Origin of the sequence: Pseudomonas putida (assembly GCF_001636055.1) — a bacterium.
Classification (GTDB): domain Bacteria; phylum Pseudomonadota; class Gammaproteobacteria; order Pseudomonadales; family Pseudomonadaceae; genus Aquipseudomonas; species Aquipseudomonas machongensis.
Window position 1 is genome coordinate 2,051,296 of the sequence record NZ_CP011789.1, and the last position, 17,209, is coordinate 2,068,504.

A 17,209-nucleotide genomic window follows, 5' to 3' on the forward strand; every position below is an offset into this window, starting at 1 on the left:
GGCCATTCGCTTGTCATTGTTCGCTCATCTTTCGCAAGGCACGTCGCGGAAGGACTCCGCAGCGGATCAAATTCTGGCAAGTACCGTGCCATGGATCCAATGATCATCAGGTAACGGGCGTCCTTGAACTTTCGCGAAACGATGCGCACTGCTGGGGTCGGTCGTTGTTTTATTCGGGATTCCGAATGTTTCATTCGTATGACGTTCGGGTTGCCGAATGAGCGAGGCCGTGGACGTGCTTTGCAGGACGAAAACGGCGCATGGAGGCTTTGTAAATCGCGGGCTGTACGGTTCATGACGGTGTGTGCTGAGAAAAAACGAACAGCGCCTGGCGGTTCCCCGCCATACCTGGCAAGGGACATTAAGTGTGTGCTCTAGGCACGGCCGCGGCGCGATTCATTGTTGGGTGGGGATAAACTGACCCTCCTGTGGAGACTATTTAGAACATCCTTTTGTGTCGTTTATTAGTTGGCGGTAATCCGCCATCGCGAAGTTTGTGAACACATTCGCAGTTGTCATCTTTGTCATGAAACAAATGGCGGGTTTGCGGTAGGGTTTGCGGTCGTCTTTCGCATACAGTCACGTGTACGAAATTTGTTATCGACTGTTTTTATTGGGAAAGTTCGGAAGTTTCGAGTAATTGCTCGAATACATTGCGCGCGCCATCATTTTTTTGCACCACAACAGGCCGTGGCGATAAACCGCCACGCATGACAGCACCCCGGGGGCCGGGGTGCAGAAAAGGCAGGAAGATCAGGGGCGTGGGGCGGCGTTATCGGCTGTTCAGGCCACGCCACCGTTGGCGCGCAGGATCTGGCCGTTGACCCAGCCGCTGTCAGGGCCGGCGAGGAAGGCGACGACACCGGCGATATCCTCTGGCTGGCCCAAGCGGCCCAGGGGTGGTGCCTGGGTGGCGGCCTGGATCTGCTCGGGCGTCTTGTCGGCCAGGAACAGTTCGGTTTCCACCGGGCCCGGGGCCACGGCATTGACGGTGATGTTGCGACCGCGCAGTTCCTTGGCGAACACCTGGGTGAAGGCCTCGACCGCGGCCTTGGTGCCGTTGTAGATGGCGTAGCCTGGCATTTTCAGGGCCAGCGTGGTGCTGGTCAGGTTGATGATGCGCCCGCCGTCGTTCAGCCGTGTCGCGGCAGCGCGCAGGGTGTTGAACACGCCTTGGGTGTTGATCGCGAAGTTGCGGGCGTACAGCTCGTCGCTGGTCTGCGCCAGGGGCGCGACCTTGAGGATGCCGGCGTTGTTGACCAGCACATCGATGCGACCCAGTTGCCGCTCGATGGTGTCGAACAGGGTCTGTACCTGGCCTGCACTGGACACATCGGCCTTGAGGGCGATGGCCTTGCCGCCGGCCTGGCGGATCTCGGCCACCAGTGCATCGGCTTCGGCATCGTTGCGGGCGTAGTTGATCGCCACGGCGAAGCCGTCACGGCTGAGGCGGCGGGCGATGGCGGCACCGATGCCGCGTGAGGCGCCAGTGATCAAGGCTACGGAAGAGGTCATGCTGGGCATCCTTCTGAGTGGGTGTGGGAAGGAGTGTGGACTGTTGGCGAAAAAAGATAATTGCGCGGTAAGTGCGATCAGTGTTCCATTTGCTTTAATTATCGACTTGGCGTCTTTCCCTTGCGAAGCCAGCGTAGCCGCCACCCTCCAGGAGAACCCGTCCATGGATCGCTTCCAGGAAATGCAGGTGTTCGTGCGTATCGCCGAGCGCGGCAGTTTTTCCCAGGCCGCCGAGGACCTGCAGATCCCGCGGGCCACCGTCACCAACCTGATCAAGCGCCTGGAGCAGCGCCTCGGCGTGCGCCTGCTCGAGCGCACCACCCGGCATGTGCGCATGACCCACGATGGCGAGGCCTACTACCACCGATGCGTGCGCCTGTTGCTGGACCTCGAGGAGAGCGAAAGCGCCTTTCGCAATGCCCCGCCCAAGGGCCTGCTGCGGGTCAACCTGCAGGGCACCCTGGCCAAGCATTTCGTCATGCCGGCGCTGGGTGGGTTCCTGGCGCAGTACCCGGACATCACCCTGCACATCGGTGAGGACGACCGACTGGTCGATCTGGTGCGCGAAGGGGTGGATTGCGTGCTGCGGGCGGGCCTGCTGCAGGATTCGTCGTTGATCGGCCGACAGGTCGCCAGCCTTGAACAGGTGACCGTGGCAAGCCCCGAGTACCTCGCGCAGCACGGCACGCCCGCGACGCTGGACGACTTGCAGCAGCATTTCGCGGTGGATTACCTGTCCAGCGCCACCGGGCGGGCGGTGCCCCTGGAGTTCAGGGTCGGTCGTGAGGTGGTGGAGCGTTTGTTGCCTGCGAGGGTTTCGGTGACCGGCGCTGACCTGTACACCGGCGCGGCGCTCTCGGGGCTGGGGATCGTTCAGGTACCACGCTACCGGATTGTCCATGAACTGGCGGCCGGCAGCCTGCGCGAATTGTTGCCGGACTGCCCGCCACCGCCGATGCCGGTGTCGGTGGTGTACCCCCAGAGTCGACAACTGTCGGCGCGGGTGCGGGTGTTTTCGCAGTGGTTGGCGGCGCAGTTGGGGCAAGGTCGCTGACCGGGTGACGGGTGGTGAGGGAATAAACCGGCGTGGCGCGCGTTTACGAGCTGAAACCCCAACGACCGGAGTCGTCACCATGCCCCACCTGCGTACCCTTGCCCGCGGCACTCTGCTTCTCGGCACCCTTGGCCTGGCCATGCTCGGTGCTACCGCCCAGGCTGCCGAAACCTGGGAGGTCCTGCCGCCCACGCCACACCTTGCAGGGCCGTTCAAGACCGCCGAGGTCAATGGCGTTCAGCTCGCCTACCACATCGAAGGCAAGGGCACGCCGGTGTTCCTGCTGCATGGCGGCCCGGCCAATGCCGACTACCTGGCCGGCCAGGCCAAGGCGCTGTCGACGCATTACCAGGTCATTTCGGTGGACACCCGTGGCCATGGTCGCAGCAATGCCAATGGCTTGCCGCTGAGCTACGACGCCATGGCCGATGACGTGGTCGGCCTGATGAAACAGCTGGGCCTGGGCAAGGCCGATGTGGTGGGCTGGAGCGACGGTGGCATCACCGCGCTGGACCTGGCCATGCGCTACCCGGACAAGGTCGGTCGGATCATCGCCTTCGGCGCCAACACCGACCCGACCGGCGCCTTCCCGGATGCCGACAAGAAGCCTGCCTTCGGCACCTTCATCACCCGTGCCGCCGACGAGTACAAGCAGTTGTCGCCGACGCCGGACGGTTTCGAAAAGCTCAATGCCGCGCTGGCCCAGATGTACCAGCAGCAACCGAACTGGACGCCGGCGCAACTGGCGACCATCAAGGCGCCGACCCTGATCGTCGACGGCGATCACGACGAGGCGATCAAGCCTGATCACACCCGCTATATCGCCAAGAGCATTCCCGGTGCCAAGCTGCAGTTCATCGAGGGCACCAGCCACTTTGCGTTCCTGCAGAAGCCTGAGGTGTTCAACAAGGTGATGCTGGATTTCCTGGCCAAGCGCTGAGCAGCCTCAGCCTGCGCCGAACAGTGCCCGCGCTTCGTCGAAGCACTGTTCGGCGATGGCCGAACGCGGTTCGCTGCGGCGCAGCAGCAGGCCCACCGGGCTGTGAATGCTGGCGTCGGCCACCGGGATGATGCGCAGGTGTTCGCTCAGATCTTCCAGGCCGCAGTCCAGCGGCATCACCGCGCAGCAGATGCCGGCGTTCAGTGCCTGGATCAGTTGGAAGGTCGAGTCGCTCTCCAGCACGGCCTGGGGCTCCAGGCCGCGGCTGCGAAAGCTCAGGTCCAGCGACTGGCGGTAGTGCATGCCTTTGCTCAGCAGGCCCAGCGGCAGGCCGTCGAGGTCTTCCCAGCGCAGTTGCTCGGTGTCGAACTGGAAGTGCCGGGTATCGTGCAGCAGGCCCATGGTTGTGGTGCCCAGCTCGATCACGTCGAAGAAGCTGACATTGACCTGGTCGAGGTAGCAGATGCCCAGGTCGAGCTGGTTGCGGCTCAGGCCGTCGATGATCTGCTCCGAACTCAGCGAGCTCAGCTGGAAGTGCAGTTCGGGGTATTTCTCGCGCAGCGGCAGCAGCAGTTCCATGGGGTTGAAGCTGGCCAGCGGCACGGTGCCCAGGCGCAGGCTGCCGACCACCTGGCCGCGGCAACTGGCGGCCTCGGCCTGCAGGCCGTCGTGGGCGGCGAGCAGGGTCTTGGCCCAGGCCAGGATGCGCTCGCCAGCTTCGGTGAAGCCCTCGAAACGCTGGCCGCGCTTGACCAGCACCAGGTCGAGCTCGTCCTCCAGGTTGCGCAGGCGCATCGACAGGGTCGGCTGAGTAATGTGGCACAGCGCGGCGGCCTGGCCGAAGTGGCGGGTCTGGTCGAGGGCGATGAGGAACTTGAGCTGCTTGATGTCCATGGTTCGGCCTGGCGATAGAGGGTGTTGATCGGACGGTGCGTCGTATCGATTGGACGCATGCGCCCCAGGGCTCTAGCGTGACGCAAAATCCCCCTTGGAGACAAACCCCGTGAGTGTCAAACCGGATGCGGTATTCGTACCGCTCAATATCGCCGTGCTGACGGTCAGCGATACCCGTACGTTCGACAACGACACCTCCGGCGAGCTGCTGGCCACCCGTTCCGTGCAGATTGGCCATCGCCTGGTCGCGCGGGTGTTGCTCAAGGACGACCTGTACAAGATCCGCGCCCAGGTCGCGAACTGGATCGCCGATGAGCAGGTGCAGGTGGTGCTGATCACCGGGGGCACCGGTTTCACCGGGCGTGACAGTACGCCGGAAGCGGTGCAGTGCCTGCTGGACAAGCACATCGATGGGTTCGGCGAGCTGTTCCGGGCGCTGTCGATTCTCGATATCGGCACCTCGACCGTGCAGAGCCGGGCGTTGGCGGGGCTGGCCAATGGCACGTTGGTGTGCTGCCTGCCGGGCTCGACCGGCGCCTGCCGCACCGCGTGGGAGGGCATTCTGGTGGAGCAACTGGATGCGCGGCATCGGCCGTGCAACTTCGTGCCGCACCTCAAGGCGGTGGGGGCGTGTGAGAGTCGGGGTTGATCGTTAGCGATGTGTTGGTCTGGCGGGCCTCTTCGCGGGCAAGCCCGCTCCTACAGGAGAGGGCTTGCTTCAGCTCAACACATGCTTCACCGGCTCCAGCACCGGTGGCAGCGGCTCACCCAGCGCCGACAGCACATCGCGCTCCAGCGTGCGCACCATGGCGTCGGTGGGCAGGTCGTTCTCGTCGCGGCCGAACGGATCCTCCAGCTCGTTGCCGATCGCATCCAGGCCAAGGAAGGTGTAGCTGACGATGGTGGTGAACAGCGGCGCGAGCCAGCCCAGCGGTTGGGCCAGGGCGAACGGCAGCAGCAGGCAGAAGATGTAGATGGTGCGGTGCAGCAGCAGGGTATAGGGGAACGGTAGCGGCGTGCCCTTGATCCGCTCGCAGGTCGCCTGCACCTCGGAAAGCCCCAACAGACGTTGCTCGAGCAGGGTGTAGCGGAATTCGCTGATGTGCTGCTGTTCGGCCAGTCGCGCACAGTGCGCGCCGATTTCGCGCAGGATGCCGTCGCAGACATTGTGCTTGGTAATGACTGCGCCCTCGGCTAGCCAGGGGCTTGCGGCGTGCAGTTCGTCCTCGTTGCGCAGGCGCGCGTTCAGCGCATGGGCAAAGCCGCATAGGCTGCGCAGCAGCTCACGTCGCAGGGCCGGATCTGCGATCACCACGCTTTCACGGATGAACGAACGGGTCTCGATGATCATTCGTCCCCACGCCTTGCGCCCCTCCCACCAGCGGTCGTAGCAGGCGTTGTTGCGAAAGCTCATGAAGATCGACAGCGACAACCCGAGCAGGGTGAAGGGCGTGGCGCTGACCGGGTAGAACAGCGCTGGGTAACGTCGCTCGACCAGCACGATCAGGGCGGCCAGCAAGGTCACCATCAGGCAGCGCAGGGCGATGCGCTTGACGATCGATCCGCGCAGGGTGAACAGCATGCGCAGCATGTCGGTGTTGGAATGGACGATCAAGGCGGTTCCAGAGACGGCCGATCAGCCGCCGGTCATGTTCATGAAACGCAGGATCTGCACCTCGCCACCCACCTCGAAGTGATGGCGGTAGGGCTTGAGGTGCACGGCCTCGCGAATCGCTTGTTCCAGGCGCTCGCTGTCATCGGGATGGCTGCGCAGGACCTGCTTGAGGTCCATCGAGTGCTCGTTGCCCAGGCACAGCAGCAACCGGCCTTCGACGGTCAGGCGCACACGATTGCAGGTGGCGCAGAAGTTGTGACTGTGCGGCGAGATGAAGCCGACCCGCGTCTGCGGCGCTTCGGCCAGGCGCCAGTAGCGGGCCGGGCCTTGGGAGGATTCGGCCGATTCGATCAGGGTGAAGTGCGGCTCCAGGCGCTCGCGCACATCGTCGCTGGAGTAGAACGACTCGCCGCGCTCGTGCTCGCTGATCACGCCCAGGGGCATTTCCTCGATGAAGGTGATGTCCAGTTCGCGGTCGATGGCAAAGCGCACCAGGTCGACGATTTCATCGTCATTGCGACCCTTGAGCACCACGCAGTTGAGCTTGGTGCGGCGGAAGCCTGCCTGGCGCGCAGCGTCGATGCCGGCGATCACCTGGGCCAGGTCGCCGGTGCGGGTCAGGGCCTTGAAGCGCTGGGCATCGAGGCTGTCGAGGCTGATGTTCAGGCGTGTGACGCCGGCGTCGAACAGCGGCTGGGCCAGGCGGCCAAGCTGCGAGCCATTGCTGGTCATGCACAGCTCGCGCAGGCCGGGCAGGGCGGCGATGCGCCCGCACAGGTCGACGATGCCCTGGCGTACCAGCGGCTCGCCCCCGGTCAGGCGGATCTTGCGGGTGCCCAGTGCGACAAAACGTTCGGCGACCTGGTAGAGCTCTTCGAGGCTGAGGATCTGCTGGCGGGGCAGGAACTGCATGTCTTCGGCCATGCAGTAGACGCAGCGGAAGTCGCAGCGGTCGGTCACCGACATTCGCAGGTAGTCGATTTTCCGGTTGAAACCGTCGATCAGGGCCTGGCTGCTGTGTTCCACGTTCGCGCTCGGAAGGGTGGGATGGGGGTAATGTCCACGCTATAACCTGCAGGCACGGGCGTCAAATTGCTTTGCCCGACTGTTTGATAGGTCTGGTCTATCAAGCGATCAGTGAGCGCGCATCAGACCGCTACTGCGACCGTCTCACCGATACACCGGAAACGCCGTGGTGTACTTGATCTGTTCCATGGCAAAGCTGGAGGTGATGTTCGATAGCCCGTCGGTGCTGGTGATCAGCTTCTTGTAGAAGCGGTCGTAGGCAGCGATGTCGCTGACCACCACCCGCAGCATGTAGTCCCAGTCGCCGGACATGCGATAGAACTCCATCACTTCCTCGAAGCTGGTCACGGTCCTGGCGAAATGCTCGAGCCAGGCGCTGTCGTGGCGCTGGGTCTTGAGCTGGACGAACACGCTCAGGCCGAGGTTGATGCGCTCGGGGTCGAGCAAGGCGACGCGGCCGCGGATATAGCCTTCGTCTTCCAGGCGCTTGACCCGTTTCCAGCAGGGCGTGGTAGTCAGGTTGACCGCCTCGGCCAGGTCCTTGAGGGAGATCGAGGCGTCGCGCTGGAGCAGGGTGAGGATGTGCTGGTCGAAACTGTCCATGGCGATAGGGGGCGGCTTTGCAGAAAAAGTTTCTCGAGAGTAGCCCAATCGGGGAATCGCTTGCTACGTCCGGCGCAGCAGCAGCGGGACGAATCGGGATATGCGATAGTGGCAGTTTTCTACGTGCCCCCTTCAGTCAACGGATCCGACCATGGCCGAAAAACCGCGCAATTTCGCCACTCGCACCATCCACGCTGGCGAGCAGTCCAGCGTCGCCGACAACGCTATCTTCCCGGCCATCGTCACCTCCAGCTCGTTCATCAAGCGCGGGCTGGATGACAATCCCGAATACGCCTACAGCCGTGTTTCCAACCCCACCCGCCACGCCTATGAAACCTGCGTCGCAGCCCTGGAAGAGGGTGTCGGTGCGGTTGCCTGCGCGTCGGGCGTGAGTGCCACCGCCACGGTGCTCGAACTGCTGCCCAAGGATGCCCACGTGGTAGTGATGAATGGCGTCTATGGCGGCACCTTCCGCCTGATGGAGGACTACCGGGCACACACCTCCGGGCTGACCACCACCTATGTCGACCTCAACGACCTGGACGCCGTCGCCGCAGCGATCCGTCCGAATACGAAGATGATCTGGCTTGAGTCGCCGACCAACCCGCTGCTGCACCTGGTGGACATCAAGCCGCTGTGCGACCTGGCCCGCGAGCGCGGCATCCTCACCTGCATCGACAACACCTTCTGCTCGCCATGGAACCAGCAGCCGATCACCCTGGGGGTGGACCTGGTGATGCACTCGGCGAGCAAATACATCGGCGGCCATTCCGACCTGACCGGCGGGGTGGTGGTGGCGGGCAATCATGAGCTGCTGGCGCGCCTGCGCAAGATCAGCATGGCGGTGGGCGCGATCCAGGGGCCGTTCGACTGCTACCTGGCCCTGCGCGGCCTGAAGACCCTCGATGTGCGCATGGAGCGCCAGAGCGCCAACGCCCTGCGCGTGGCGCAGTACCTGGAGCAGCACCCGCAGGTCGAGCAGGTGTTCTACCCCGGGCTTGAGAGTCATCCGCAGCATGCGCTGTGCCAGCGCCAGATGCGCACTGGCGGTGCGGTGGTGGCGCTGCGTGTGAAGGGGGACCGGGCGGCGGTCAACCGCCTGGTCGAGGCGCTGTCGATCTTCGTCCTCGCCGACTCGCTGGGCGGTGTGGAGAGCATGATCAACCATTCCTGGACCATGTCGCACAACTCGCTCAGCCCGCAGCAGAAGGGCGTGATGGGCATCAGCGAGAACCTGGTGCGCTTGTCGATGGGGATCGAGGATTACCGCGACCTGATCGACGACCTCGAGGCGGGGTTGCAGGCGGCGGCCTCTGCGTAACGGCGGCTGACGCCATCGCGGGCTTGTCCCGCGATGGCATTGCAACGAACGACCTCAACCCTTGGGCGGATGAATGATCCGTTCGATCTTGTCCTTGATCAGCAGACGTTCCTTGCGCAGGCGGTTGACCGCCTCGTCGTTGGTGCCGTTGCCTTCGGCGGCCAGCACTTCCTTGTCCTTGGCGTTGTATTCCTTGTGCAGCTTGTGCAGGTCCTGATCCTTGTCGATCAGGGCCTGGAACTTGTCTTCTGTAATGTGCAGGTCGGCTAGCAGATCGTGCGGGACTGGCATCTCTTCACCTCTGTTTCAGGGGTTGGTAAGAATCCTGATCCTTCAGGATAGCTGCCTTTGCCGGCAGCGGGAGCAGTTCGCCGGGTGTGGCTGCAGCCTCGCAACGCTGCTGAATGGCAGCTGAATGAACTTTAATTAATCATGAAAGACGCATCACAACCGATTGTTGGCGTCTTTTTCACAAAAAATTGATGCTACGCTTTCTACAGTTCGGCCAACTTCCCAAGGTGCCCGCCCGGGTACGCCTGGTCGCTTCTAAACTCTGATTGCGAACGCCATGTTGAAAATCAAATCACTGCGGACCGAGTGGGTCACGCTGCTGGCCAGCCTTTACCTGTTGATCGGCCTCAATCTGTTCCTCTGGGAGCATCTGGAGACCATCCTACCCCCCGGCATGGTTGGGCTGTGGCTAGGCCTGGCGTTTGCCGTACTGATGTTATTCGCCTTCAACCTGATATTGACGTTGTTGGCCTTCAAGTATGTATTGAAACCGGTATTGATTGTGCTGTTCATGAGTGGCGCCGGTGTCGCCTACTTCATGAATCAATATGGCGTACTTATTGATGCCGGCATGTTCCGCAATGTCGCCGAAACCAACATCGAAGAAGTGCGTGACTTGCTGTCGTTGAAGTTCGCACTTTATATGCTGGGGTTGGGCGTCGTGCCGTCGTTGTTGCTCTGGAAGGCACGCATTGCCTACCGCCCCTGGCACCGCGAGCTGCTGGGCAAGCTCATCGTCAGCGGCGCCTGCGTCGCAGCCCTGGGCTCGATCGGGCTGGTCAATTACCAGGGCCTGTCGTCGCTGTTTCGCAATCACCACGAACTGCACTTGATGCTCACCCCGAGCAATATCGTCGGGGCGTCGTTCAGCTATGCCAGCGAAAAGCTCGGCAGCGCTGCCAAACCCTTCCAGAAATACGGCGAAGATGCCCATCGCGATGCCGCCTGGCAGAAGCACGAGCGCAAGTCGCTGACCGTGCTGGTGGTGGGTGAAAGTGCCCGCGCCGAGAACTTCGGTGTGCTGGGTTATGGCCGCGATACCACGCCACGCCTGTCGAAGGAGGCTGGCCTGCTGGGCTTTACCGATGTGCATTCGTGTGGGACCGAGACGGCCGTGTCGGTGCCTTGCATGTTCTCCGGCATGGCACGCAAGGACTACGACCCGAGCCTGGCCAGCCGCCGCGAGGGCCTGCTCGATATCCTCGGGCGTGTCGGCATCGAGGTGCAGTGGCGCGATAACCAGTCAGGCTGCAAAGGCACCTGCGATCGATTCAACTACGTCAACCTCACCAGCGCCAAGGACCCGGTCCTGTGCGCCGATGGCGAGTGCCACGACCAGATCCTGCTGCAGAACCTCGATGCGCTGCTCGACAGCCTCGACAAGGATACCGTGCTGGTGCTGCACCAGATGGGCAGCCATGGCCCTGACTACTACAAGCGTTACCCGGCAGGCTTCGAGCACTTCACTCCGGTGTGCCGCAGCAACGCCCTGAACCAGTGCAGCCAGCAGGACATCGTCAACAGCTACGACAACACGCTGGTCTACACCGACGAGGTGCTGGCGTCGCTGATCGACACCCTGCGCAAGCACCAGGACAAGGTCGACACCGCCATGATCTACCTCTCCGACCATGGCGAGTCGCTGGGCGAATACAACCTGTTCCTGCATGGCACCCCTTACATGCTCGCCCCTGACCAGCAGAAACACATCCCGCTGCTGGCCTGGTTCTCCGACAGCTACCGCCAGGACTTCGCCGTCGATACCGACTGCCTGTCGAAGATGCGTGACACGCCGCTGAGCCAGGACAACCTGTTCCACTCGATGCTCGGCCTGCTGCAGGTGCGCACCGAGGTGTACCAGCAGTCGCTGGACATGTTTGCGGGGTGTCGCCCCTGGCTGACGGCCAGGAACTGATCGCACGCCAGCGCTACCGCTGATCGCCACCATGGATGGCCCGGGTTTCACGAGCAGTGCCCGCGCCGTATATACTGCGCGCCAATGTTTGTGGGAGAGCCTTGTGGCCATCGAAATACACTGGATCCGTGACGACCAGACCCTGGCCGAACTCTGCCGGAAGTGGCGTACGCTGCCGTTCGTGGCCGTCGACACCGAATTCATGCGGGTCGATACCTTTTATCCCAAGGCTGGCCTGGTGCAGGTCGGCGATGGCCAAAGCGCCTACCTGATCGACCCCCTGCTGATCCGTGAATGGCAGCCGCTGGGCGAATTGCTCGAAGACAGCGGCGTGGTCAAGGTACTGCACGCCTGCAGCGAAGACCTCGAAGTCCTGCTGCGCCTGACCGGCAAGCTGCCGCAGCCGCTGTTCGACACGCAGTTGGCCGCAGGCTACCTGAATATCGGTTTCTCGATGGGCTATTCGCGCCTGGTCCAGGACGTGCTGGGCATCGAGTTGCCCAAGGGCGAGACGCGCTCCGACTGGTTGCAGCGTCCGCTGTCCGAAACCCAGGTCAGCTACGCCGCCGAAGATGCCGTGCACCTGGCCGAGCTGTTCACCGCCCTGCGTCCGCGCCTGTCGGATGACAAGTACGCCTGGGTGCTGGAGGACGGCGCCGAGCTGGTGGCGCAAATGCGCCGTGAAGTCGAGCCCGAAACCCTTTACCGCGACGTCAAGCTGGCCTGGAAACTCGGCCCGCAGCAGTTGGCGGTGCTGCGCGAACTGTGCGCCTGGCGCGAGCGTGAAGCGCGCAGCCGCGATGTACCGCGCAGCCGGATCCTCAAGGAGCACTCGCTGTGGCCCATGGCCAAGGGGCAGCCCGACAGCCTGTCGGCGCTGGCCAAGATCGAGGAGATGCACCCGCGCACCATCCGCCAGGACGGCGAAACGCTGCTCAAGCTGATCAAGAACGCCGCCAGCCAGCCTGCCGAGCAATGGCCCGCGGTGCTGCCCGAGCCGCTGCCGATCGAAGCCGCCGGCATTCTCAAGCGCCTGCGCGCCATCGGCCAGGCCGAAGGCGAGCGCCTGCAGATCGCCCCTGAGCTGATGCTGCGCAAGAAGGCCCTGGAAGCCCTGCTCAAGAGCGGCTACCCCAATGGCCCCTATCAATTGCCCGATTCGCTGCGCGGCTGGCGCCGTGAGCGGATGGGCCAGGCCCTGCTGGATGATCTGGCAGGCGCCGGAGAGACTCGATGAAACGTATCTGCTCGATCTACAAAAGCCCGCGCAAGCGCGAAATGTACCTGTATGTGCTCAAGGCCGAGGGCCTGGAGCGCGTGCCCGAGGGCCTGTTGCCGTTCTTCGGTACGCCGGTGCATGCCTTCGACCTGGTGCTGACCCCCGAGCGCAAGCTGGCCCGCGAGGACATCGTCAAGGTGTTGGAGAACCTCGACAGCCAGGGTTACCACCTGCAGATGCCGCCACCGGACGACGACTACATCGAGCATCTGCCCGAAGAGCTGCTGCGGCGCAACGATCCGGCCTGAGCCGGGGCGCGAACCCTATCACCAGGCGGCCCTCGACGGGCCGCTTTCGTCGTTCTGCAAGGTTGTCATCGAGATGCGCGTTCTGATCGCTGAACAGGATCATGCCCTTTACGCTCGCCTGCTGGGCGAGCTGGCACCGGACCTGGAGGTCCTGACCAGTGGCGATTCCGCCGAATTGTCGCGCCACGCCCCTGAATGCCCGATCTGGCTGGGCGAGCCGCACCTGGTCGCCAGCCTGCTGCGCCAGGGCCACAAGCCGGCCTGGATGCAGTCCACCTGGGCGGGTATCACGCCGCTGCTGGCCGACGGCCTGCCGCGTGACTATCGCCTGACCCGTGCGGTGGGCATCTTCGGCCAGGTCATGGCCGAGTACATGCTGACCTACATGCTGGTCCACGAGCGCGATGTGCTGGCGCGCCTGGTCAGCCAGGTCGAGCGGCGCTGGGACGGCCGCCCGGGCAACAGCCTGGAAGGGCGCAAGGTGCTGATCGTCGGCACCGGCGACATCGGCCAGCGGGTGGCCGAGTTCCTGCTGCCGTTTGGCGTGACCCTGTATGGCGTGGCCAGCAGCCCGCGCGAGCAGGCGCCGTTCGTCGAAGTGGCGGGGCTGGATGCGTTGCCGCGGCTGGTCGGTGAGGTCGATTACGTGCTCAACCTGCTGCCGGATACCCCGGCCACCCATGACCTGTACGATGCCGCGCTGTTCCAGTGCTTCAAGCCGACCGCGCTGTTCATCAACGCCGGGCGTGGTGTGGCGGTGGTCGATGCCGACCTGGTCGAGGCACTCAAGAGCGGGCACTTGGCGGGTGCCGTGATCGATGTCTGCCGCCAGGAGCCGTTGCCCCAGCGCCATCCGTTCTGGACCGCCTGGGGGCTGCTGCTGACCGGGCACAGTTCGGCGCCTACCTCGCCGGTGGCGATGGTGCGCTTGTTCGTCGAAAACGTCCGGGCGTATGCGGCGGGGCAGGGGTTGCGCGGGGAAGTGGATTTCTCGCGCGGGTATTGAAGTGCTTCTGCTGGCCCTATTGCAGGCTTGTCCCGCGATAGGGCCAGCCCAGTCTTAGAGACTGAAATCACCCTCGGCCGCCAACTCGCTCAGCGGTCGACGCGGGCTCGGCACTTCACGGGCCTGCAGTGCTTCGATCAGGCTGGCTTTGTCGCCCAGCTTGCCGATCGCCACCATCGCGTGCAGTACATAACCTTCGGGGATCTTCAGTTCCTTGCGCGCCAGCTCCTGGTCGAACCCGGCCATGCCATGGGTGTGCCAGCCGCTGATGCTCGCCTGCAGCGCCAGGTGCCCCCAGGCCGAACCTGTATCGAAGGTGTGCCACAGGGCAGGCGTTTCTTCGCTGGCACCCGGGGCGGTGAAGGTGGTCTTGGAGAGGATCAGCACCAGCGCCGAGGCCTGCTGTGCCCAGCTGCGGTTGAACGGCACCAGAAACTCCAGGAAGCGCTCCCAGTTCGGCGTGTCGCGGCGGGCATAGAGGAAGCGCCAGGGCTGCGAATTATAGGCCGACGGCGCCCAGCGCGCGGCTTCGAGGAAGCTCAGCAGGGTTTCTTCGCTGATCGGCTCTGCGTTGAACGCACGGGGCGACCAGCGGTTGATGAACTGCTCGTTGATGGCATAGTCGGCGATGCGGGGATTGGCGCTCATGCGGGCTCCTGCGAAAGGAAGAGGGAAAGCCTGAACGCTACTGCGTCCGCTCGGCACTGACAAGCGGTATGGCATTGCGTCGGGCCAGGCTCTAGACTGGCGCCGCCGCGCGCCGCGGCCTTCAAAGTGATTGCAGGAAAACGTGTGATGATCGCCGACCCCGCGCCCTTCTGGCGGCGCAAGACCCTCGACCAGCTCGATCCGCAGGAATGGGAGTCGCTCTGCGACGGCTGCGGGCTATGCTGCCTGCAAAAGCTCGAAGACGAGGATGACAACAGCATCTATTACACGCGTATCGCCTGCAAACTGCTGGACATGAACACCTGCCAGTGCAGCGACTACCCCAACCGCTTCGAGCAGGTGCCCGACTGCATCCAGCTCACGCCAGGCAAGGCCGACCAGTTCAAATGGCTGCCGACCACCTGTGGCTATCGCCTGGTCAGTGAGGGCAAGGACCTGCCGGCCTGGCACCACTTGGTCTGCGGCGACCGTGAGCAGGTCCATGAGCAGCGCATTTCCCAGTCCGGGCGGATGCTCAGCGAGAACGATGTCGACGAAGACGACTGGGAAGACCACCTGATATTTCGCGCCGGCTGATCCGCCTGGCCCGCGCCTCTGGGGAACAAGGAGTTTCTGTATGCGTCGCCCGTTGTTGTTGCTACTGGCCCTGTCGGCCAGCTTCCCGACCTGGGCGAAGAGGGTCGATCTGGATTACCAGGTGCGCCTGCTGCCCCAGACGGGCCAGGCCGAAGTGCGCCTGACCCTGGCCGAGGGCACGCCGGTGCGCAGCCTGGACTTCGATCTGGGCAGGCAGGGCGCCTACAGCGATTTCAAGGCGGACGGCCAGTGGCAGGTGCAGCAGGACCGTGGCGTCTGGCACCCCGGAGCAGGCAAGAGCAGCCTCAGCTACCGCGTGCAGCTCGATGTGAAGCCCCATGGCAGCGCCCATGAAGCACGCATCACGCCGCATTGGGCGTTGTTTCGCGGCGATCAGCTCGTGCCCCCGGCCCGTCTCGATCAGCAGGATGGCACCGAGTTGGTGACACGCCTGGCCTTCGAGCTGCCGTCGGGCTGGCAGAGTGTCGAGACGGCCTGGCCGCGCATCGGCAAGCAGAAATTCCGTATCGACAACGTCTCGCGCCTGTTCGATCGCCCCACTGGCTGGATGCTCGCCGGCAACCTCGGCAGCCGCCGCGCACGCCTGGGGGATACCGAGGTGACGATCGCCGCACCGCAGGGGCAGGGCATGCGGCGCATGGATACCCTCACCTTGATGACCTTCGTCTGGCCGCAGTTGCAGGCGGTGTTCCCGCGCAATCCGCCCAAGCTGCTGGTGGTCGGTGCCCGCGACGACATGTGGCGCGGTGCGCGTGCCTCGCGCAACTCGCTGTACCTGCACAGCACTCGCCCACTGATCAGCGAGAGCGGCAGCAGCCCGCTGCTGCGCGAGCTGGTGCAACTGTTTGCGCAGATCGACGACCGTGATCGCAGTGACTGGCTGGGCGAGAGCCTGACCGACTACTACGCCATCGAAGTGCTGCGCCGCGCTGGCGGCATCAGCGATGATCGCTACCAGGCGCTGCAGGTGCGGTTGCAGAAGGACGGCGCCAAGGTCAAGACCCTTCGCACCGAGCAGGCCGACGCAATGCAGGTAGCCAGGGGGGGGCTATTGCTGCAGGCGCTCGACCGCGAGATTCGGCTGCACAGCCACAACAAGCGCTCGCTGGACGACGTCACGCGCGCGCTGATGCGCATGGCCAGTGTCAGCACGGAGGAATTCATCCAGATCAGCGAGAGCGTGCTGGGGCGCGAGTCCGAGGTGCTGGAGAACAAGTTGTTGCGTTGAGCCGGTGGTGACTTCTTCGCGGGCAAGCCCGCTCCCACAGGTTCAGCGGTGTTCTCGAGATCTGTGGGAGCGGGCTTGCCCGCGAAGAGGCCACCGCCGATTCAGACCCCAGCCAACGGATCCTTACCGGTCACCGTCACCGTGCGGGTCGCCGCCTCGGCGCTGGCCTTGAGTGCCTTCAACTCAGCTGCCCCGCGTTCGATATCGGCATGCAACCGGTGGTACTCCGCGCGATGCTTGTGGAACCAGGCCTTGGTCGCGCAATGGCCCTTGATGCCGCGGGCCAGCGCCATGCCGCCCACCGCTACCTGCAACAAGCCGATCAGCCCGCCGTGGCGCATCCCTTTGCTGATCATCAGGGCACCGCCTGCCAGTGAGCTGACGCGCTCCCAGCCCTGGACGTTGTGGTCATGCCTGTCTGACGCCGAATGGATATCGAGCATGGGTAGGTCTCCTTGTGGGTTGGTACATCAGCTGACCTTGGAGGCTGCCCCGGCGTTCAGTGCAATTACCCTGATCCCCGTTACTTGAACTTGGGCCCGGAGCGAGTATTCAAGCCCTTGGCCAGCCGGTCATACAGCACCACGTTGACCGTCGCGGCCAGGTTCATGCAGCCCTGGGTGGGGATGTAGATGGTTTCTTCGCACCAGGCGCGCACGCTTTCGTCGAGGCTGCCGTCCTCCGGGCCGAAGATGTAGATCGCCCGGTCCGGATGGGTGTATTCGGGCAGCGGCCGTGCGCCGTCGACCAGCTCCACTGCCACTGGCGTACAGCCCAGCGGGATGATGCGCTGCAGGTCGTCGATGCCGATCAGCGGGATGTCGTAGTGCACCCGCTTGGTGTCGGTGACGAAGTCGCGGGCGCGCTCGTAGCGTTTGCCGGTGTAGAACACCGAGTTGACGCCGTAGCAGCCCGCCGCACGCATCACCGAGCCTACGTTTTCAGCGGATTTTGGGTTGAACAGGCCGATGCAGCTGTACCGTTTGTTCGCCACGAGTCGGGGCCCTT

Annotated in this window: 19 protein-coding genes; 10 read left to right on the forward strand and 9 right to left on the reverse strand. The window is 63.8% G+C overall.

The window, feature by feature from the left end; genetic code table 11:
* Positions 1-783: 783 nt before the first annotated feature.
* Entirely contained in the window at positions 784-1,524 is a 741-nt protein-coding gene (locus AB688_RS09410; protein WP_063543636.1) for an SDR family oxidoreductase, read from the reverse strand.
* A 154-nt stretch (positions 1,525-1,678) separates the two neighbouring features.
* Here AB688_RS09410 and AB688_RS09415 point away from each other — a divergent pair, with 154 nt between their 5' ends.
* Together AB688_RS09415 and AB688_RS09420 are read left to right on the forward strand one after the other, a co-directional pair.
* On the forward strand, positions 1,679-2,569 hold the full coding sequence (locus AB688_RS09415; RefSeq protein ID WP_063543638.1) for a LysR family transcriptional regulator: 891 nt from the start codon (positions 1,679-1,681) through the stop codon (positions 2,567-2,569).
* A gap of 79 nt (positions 2,570-2,648) precedes the next feature.
* Entirely contained in the window at positions 2,649-3,509 is an 861-nt protein-coding gene (locus tag AB688_RS09420; RefSeq protein ID WP_081255211.1) for an alpha/beta fold hydrolase, read from the forward strand.
* Positions 3,510-3,515: 6 nt separating this feature from the next.
* Here AB688_RS09420 and AB688_RS09425 read toward each other — a convergent pair whose 3' ends face one another.
* The gene (locus tag AB688_RS09425; protein WP_063543640.1) at positions 3,516-4,403 is read right to left on the reverse strand and encodes a LysR family transcriptional regulator; all 888 of its coding nucleotides are present in this window, start codon (positions 4,401-4,403) and stop codon (positions 3,516-3,518) included.
* 109 nt (positions 4,404-4,512) lie between these two features.
* Between AB688_RS09425 and moaB the strand changes: the two genes are divergently transcribed.
* Complete coding sequence (gene moaB, locus AB688_RS09430) at positions 4,513-5,052, forward strand: molybdenum cofactor biosynthesis protein B (protein WP_063543641.1); 540 nt, start codon at positions 4,513-4,515, stop codon at positions 5,050-5,052.
* A 69-nt stretch (positions 5,053-5,121) separates the two neighbouring features.
* Here the strand turns inward: moaB and AB688_RS09435 are convergent, their stop codons facing one another.
* The 3 genes from AB688_RS09435 to AB688_RS09445 all read right to left on the reverse strand — a co-directional run bounded on the left by AB688_RS09435 (position 5,122) and on the right by AB688_RS09445 (position 7,647).
* Complete coding sequence (locus AB688_RS09435; protein WP_063543643.1) at positions 5,122-6,018, reverse strand: bestrophin family protein; 897 nt, start codon at positions 6,016-6,018, stop codon at positions 5,122-5,124.
* Between the two features lie 21 nt (positions 6,019-6,039).
* Entirely contained in the window at positions 6,040-7,044 is a 1,005-nt protein-coding gene (gene moaA, locus AB688_RS09440) for a GTP 3',8-cyclase MoaA (protein ID WP_081255212.1), read from the reverse strand.
* Between the two features lie 144 nt (positions 7,045-7,188).
* The gene (locus AB688_RS09445) at positions 7,189-7,647 is read right to left on the reverse strand and encodes an Lrp/AsnC family transcriptional regulator (protein ID WP_054895043.1); all 459 of its coding nucleotides are present in this window, start codon (positions 7,645-7,647) and stop codon (positions 7,189-7,191) included.
* Between the two features lie 151 nt (positions 7,648-7,798).
* Here AB688_RS09445 and AB688_RS09450 point away from each other — a divergent pair, with 151 nt between their 5' ends.
* Positions 7,799-8,968, forward strand: a complete 1,170-nt coding sequence (locus tag AB688_RS09450; RefSeq protein WP_054895042.1) for a trans-sulfuration enzyme family protein — start codon at positions 7,799-7,801, stop codon at positions 8,966-8,968.
* Positions 8,969-9,022: 54 nt separating this feature from the next.
* Here AB688_RS09450 and AB688_RS09455 read toward each other — a convergent pair whose 3' ends face one another.
* Positions 9,023-9,259, reverse strand: coding sequence for a YdcH family protein (locus AB688_RS09455; RefSeq protein ID WP_054895041.1), 237 nt, complete (start codon positions 9,257-9,259; stop codon positions 9,023-9,025).
* Between the two features lie 277 nt (positions 9,260-9,536).
* Here AB688_RS09455 and AB688_RS09460 point away from each other — a divergent pair, with 277 nt between their 5' ends.
* The 4 genes from AB688_RS09460 (at position 9,537) to AB688_RS09475 (ending at position 13,707) form a co-directional block, all read left to right on the forward strand.
* Complete coding sequence (locus AB688_RS09460) at positions 9,537-11,174, forward strand: phosphoethanolamine transferase (RefSeq protein WP_063543645.1); 1,638 nt, start codon at positions 9,537-9,539, stop codon at positions 11,172-11,174.
* A 103-nt stretch (positions 11,175-11,277) separates the two neighbouring features.
* Positions 11,278-12,411: a ribonuclease D gene (gene rnd, locus AB688_RS09465; RefSeq protein ID WP_063543647.1), complete on the forward strand. Its 1,134-nt coding sequence runs from the start codon at positions 11,278-11,280 to the stop codon at positions 12,409-12,411.
* Positions 12,408-12,701 carry a YcgL domain-containing protein gene (locus AB688_RS09470; RefSeq protein WP_054895039.1) on the forward strand — a complete coding sequence of 98 codons (294 nt, stop codon included), beginning with the start codon at positions 12,408-12,410 and terminating at the stop codon, positions 12,699-12,701. Before rnd ends, AB688_RS09470 begins: the two co-directional genes overlap by 4 nt.
* Before the next feature lie 73 nt (positions 12,702-12,774).
* Complete coding sequence (locus AB688_RS09475) at positions 12,775-13,707, forward strand: D-2-hydroxyacid dehydrogenase (protein WP_063543652.1); 933 nt, start codon at positions 12,775-12,777, stop codon at positions 13,705-13,707.
* A 54-nt stretch (positions 13,708-13,761) separates the two neighbouring features.
* On the opposite strand, the gene AB688_RS09480 is transcribed toward AB688_RS09475, so the two are convergent.
* The gene (locus tag AB688_RS09480) at positions 13,762-14,355 is read right to left on the reverse strand and encodes a nitroreductase family protein (protein WP_054895037.1); all 594 of its coding nucleotides are present in this window, start codon (positions 14,353-14,355) and stop codon (positions 13,762-13,764) included.
* A 147-nt stretch (positions 14,356-14,502) separates the two neighbouring features.
* Here AB688_RS09480 and AB688_RS09485 point away from each other — a divergent pair, with 147 nt between their 5' ends.
* Positions 14,503-14,952 carry a YcgN family cysteine cluster protein gene (locus AB688_RS09485; RefSeq protein WP_063543654.1) on the forward strand — a complete coding sequence of 150 codons (450 nt, stop codon included), beginning with the start codon at positions 14,503-14,505 and terminating at the stop codon, positions 14,950-14,952.
* 40 nt (positions 14,953-14,992) lie between these two features.
* Entirely contained in the window at positions 14,993-16,201 is a 1,209-nt protein-coding gene (locus AB688_RS09490; RefSeq protein WP_063543656.1) for a hypothetical protein, read from the forward strand.
* A 101-nt stretch (positions 16,202-16,302) separates the two neighbouring features.
* On the opposite strand, the gene AB688_RS09495 is transcribed toward AB688_RS09490, so the two are convergent.
* Both AB688_RS09495 and AB688_RS09500 read right to left on the reverse strand, forming a co-directional pair.
* Entirely contained in the window at positions 16,303-16,644 is a 342-nt protein-coding gene (locus tag AB688_RS09495) for a YgaP family membrane protein (protein WP_063543658.1), read from the reverse strand.
* Positions 16,645-16,724: 80 nt separating this feature from the next.
* Positions 16,725-17,195, reverse strand: coding sequence for an RNA methyltransferase (locus AB688_RS09500; protein WP_054895033.1), 471 nt, complete (start codon positions 17,193-17,195; stop codon positions 16,725-16,727).
* Positions 17,196-17,209 lie beyond the last annotated feature (14 nt).

Excerpts from the sequence above, each read along its gene's own strand:
- AB688_RS09410 (WP_063543636.1), bottom strand. The coding sequence starts at position 1,524 with ATGCCCAGCATGACCTCTTCCGTAGCCTTGATCACTGGCGCCTCACGC.
- AB688_RS09415 (WP_063543638.1), top strand. The coding sequence starts at position 1,679 with ATGGATCGCTTCCAGGAAATGCAGGTGTTCGTGCGTATCGCCGAGCGC.
- AB688_RS09420 (WP_081255211.1), top strand. The coding sequence starts at position 2,649 with ATGCCCCACCTGCGTACCCTTGCCCGCGGCACTCTGCTTCTCGGCACC.
- AB688_RS09425 (WP_063543640.1), bottom strand. The coding sequence starts at position 4,403 with ATGGACATCAAGCAGCTCAAGTTCCTCATCGCCCTCGACCAGACCCGC.
- AB688_RS09445 (WP_054895043.1), bottom strand. The coding sequence starts at position 7,647 with ATGGACAGTTTCGACCAGCACATCCTCACCCTGCTCCAGCGCGACGCC.
- AB688_RS09450 (WP_054895042.1), top strand. The coding sequence starts at position 7,799 with ATGGCCGAAAAACCGCGCAATTTCGCCACTCGCACCATCCACGCTGGC.
- AB688_RS09455 (WP_054895041.1), bottom strand. The coding sequence starts at position 9,259 with ATGCCAGTCCCGCACGATCTGCTAGCCGACCTGCACATTACAGAAGAC.
- AB688_RS09460 (WP_063543645.1), top strand. The coding sequence starts at position 9,537 with ATGTTGAAAATCAAATCACTGCGGACCGAGTGGGTCACGCTGCTGGCC.
- AB688_RS09470 (WP_054895039.1), top strand. The coding sequence starts at position 12,408 with ATGAAACGTATCTGCTCGATCTACAAAAGCCCGCGCAAGCGCGAAATG.
- AB688_RS09475 (WP_063543652.1), top strand. The coding sequence starts at position 12,775 with ATGCGCGTTCTGATCGCTGAACAGGATCATGCCCTTTACGCTCGCCTG.
- AB688_RS09480 (WP_054895037.1), bottom strand. The coding sequence starts at position 14,355 with ATGAGCGCCAATCCCCGCATCGCCGACTATGCCATCAACGAGCAGTTC.
- AB688_RS09485 (WP_063543654.1), top strand. The coding sequence starts at position 14,503 with ATGATCGCCGACCCCGCGCCCTTCTGGCGGCGCAAGACCCTCGACCAG.
- AB688_RS09490 (WP_063543656.1), top strand. The coding sequence starts at position 14,993 with ATGCGTCGCCCGTTGTTGTTGCTACTGGCCCTGTCGGCCAGCTTCCCG.
- AB688_RS09495 (WP_063543658.1), bottom strand. The coding sequence starts at position 16,644 with ATGCTCGATATCCATTCGGCGTCAGACAGGCATGACCACAACGTCCAG.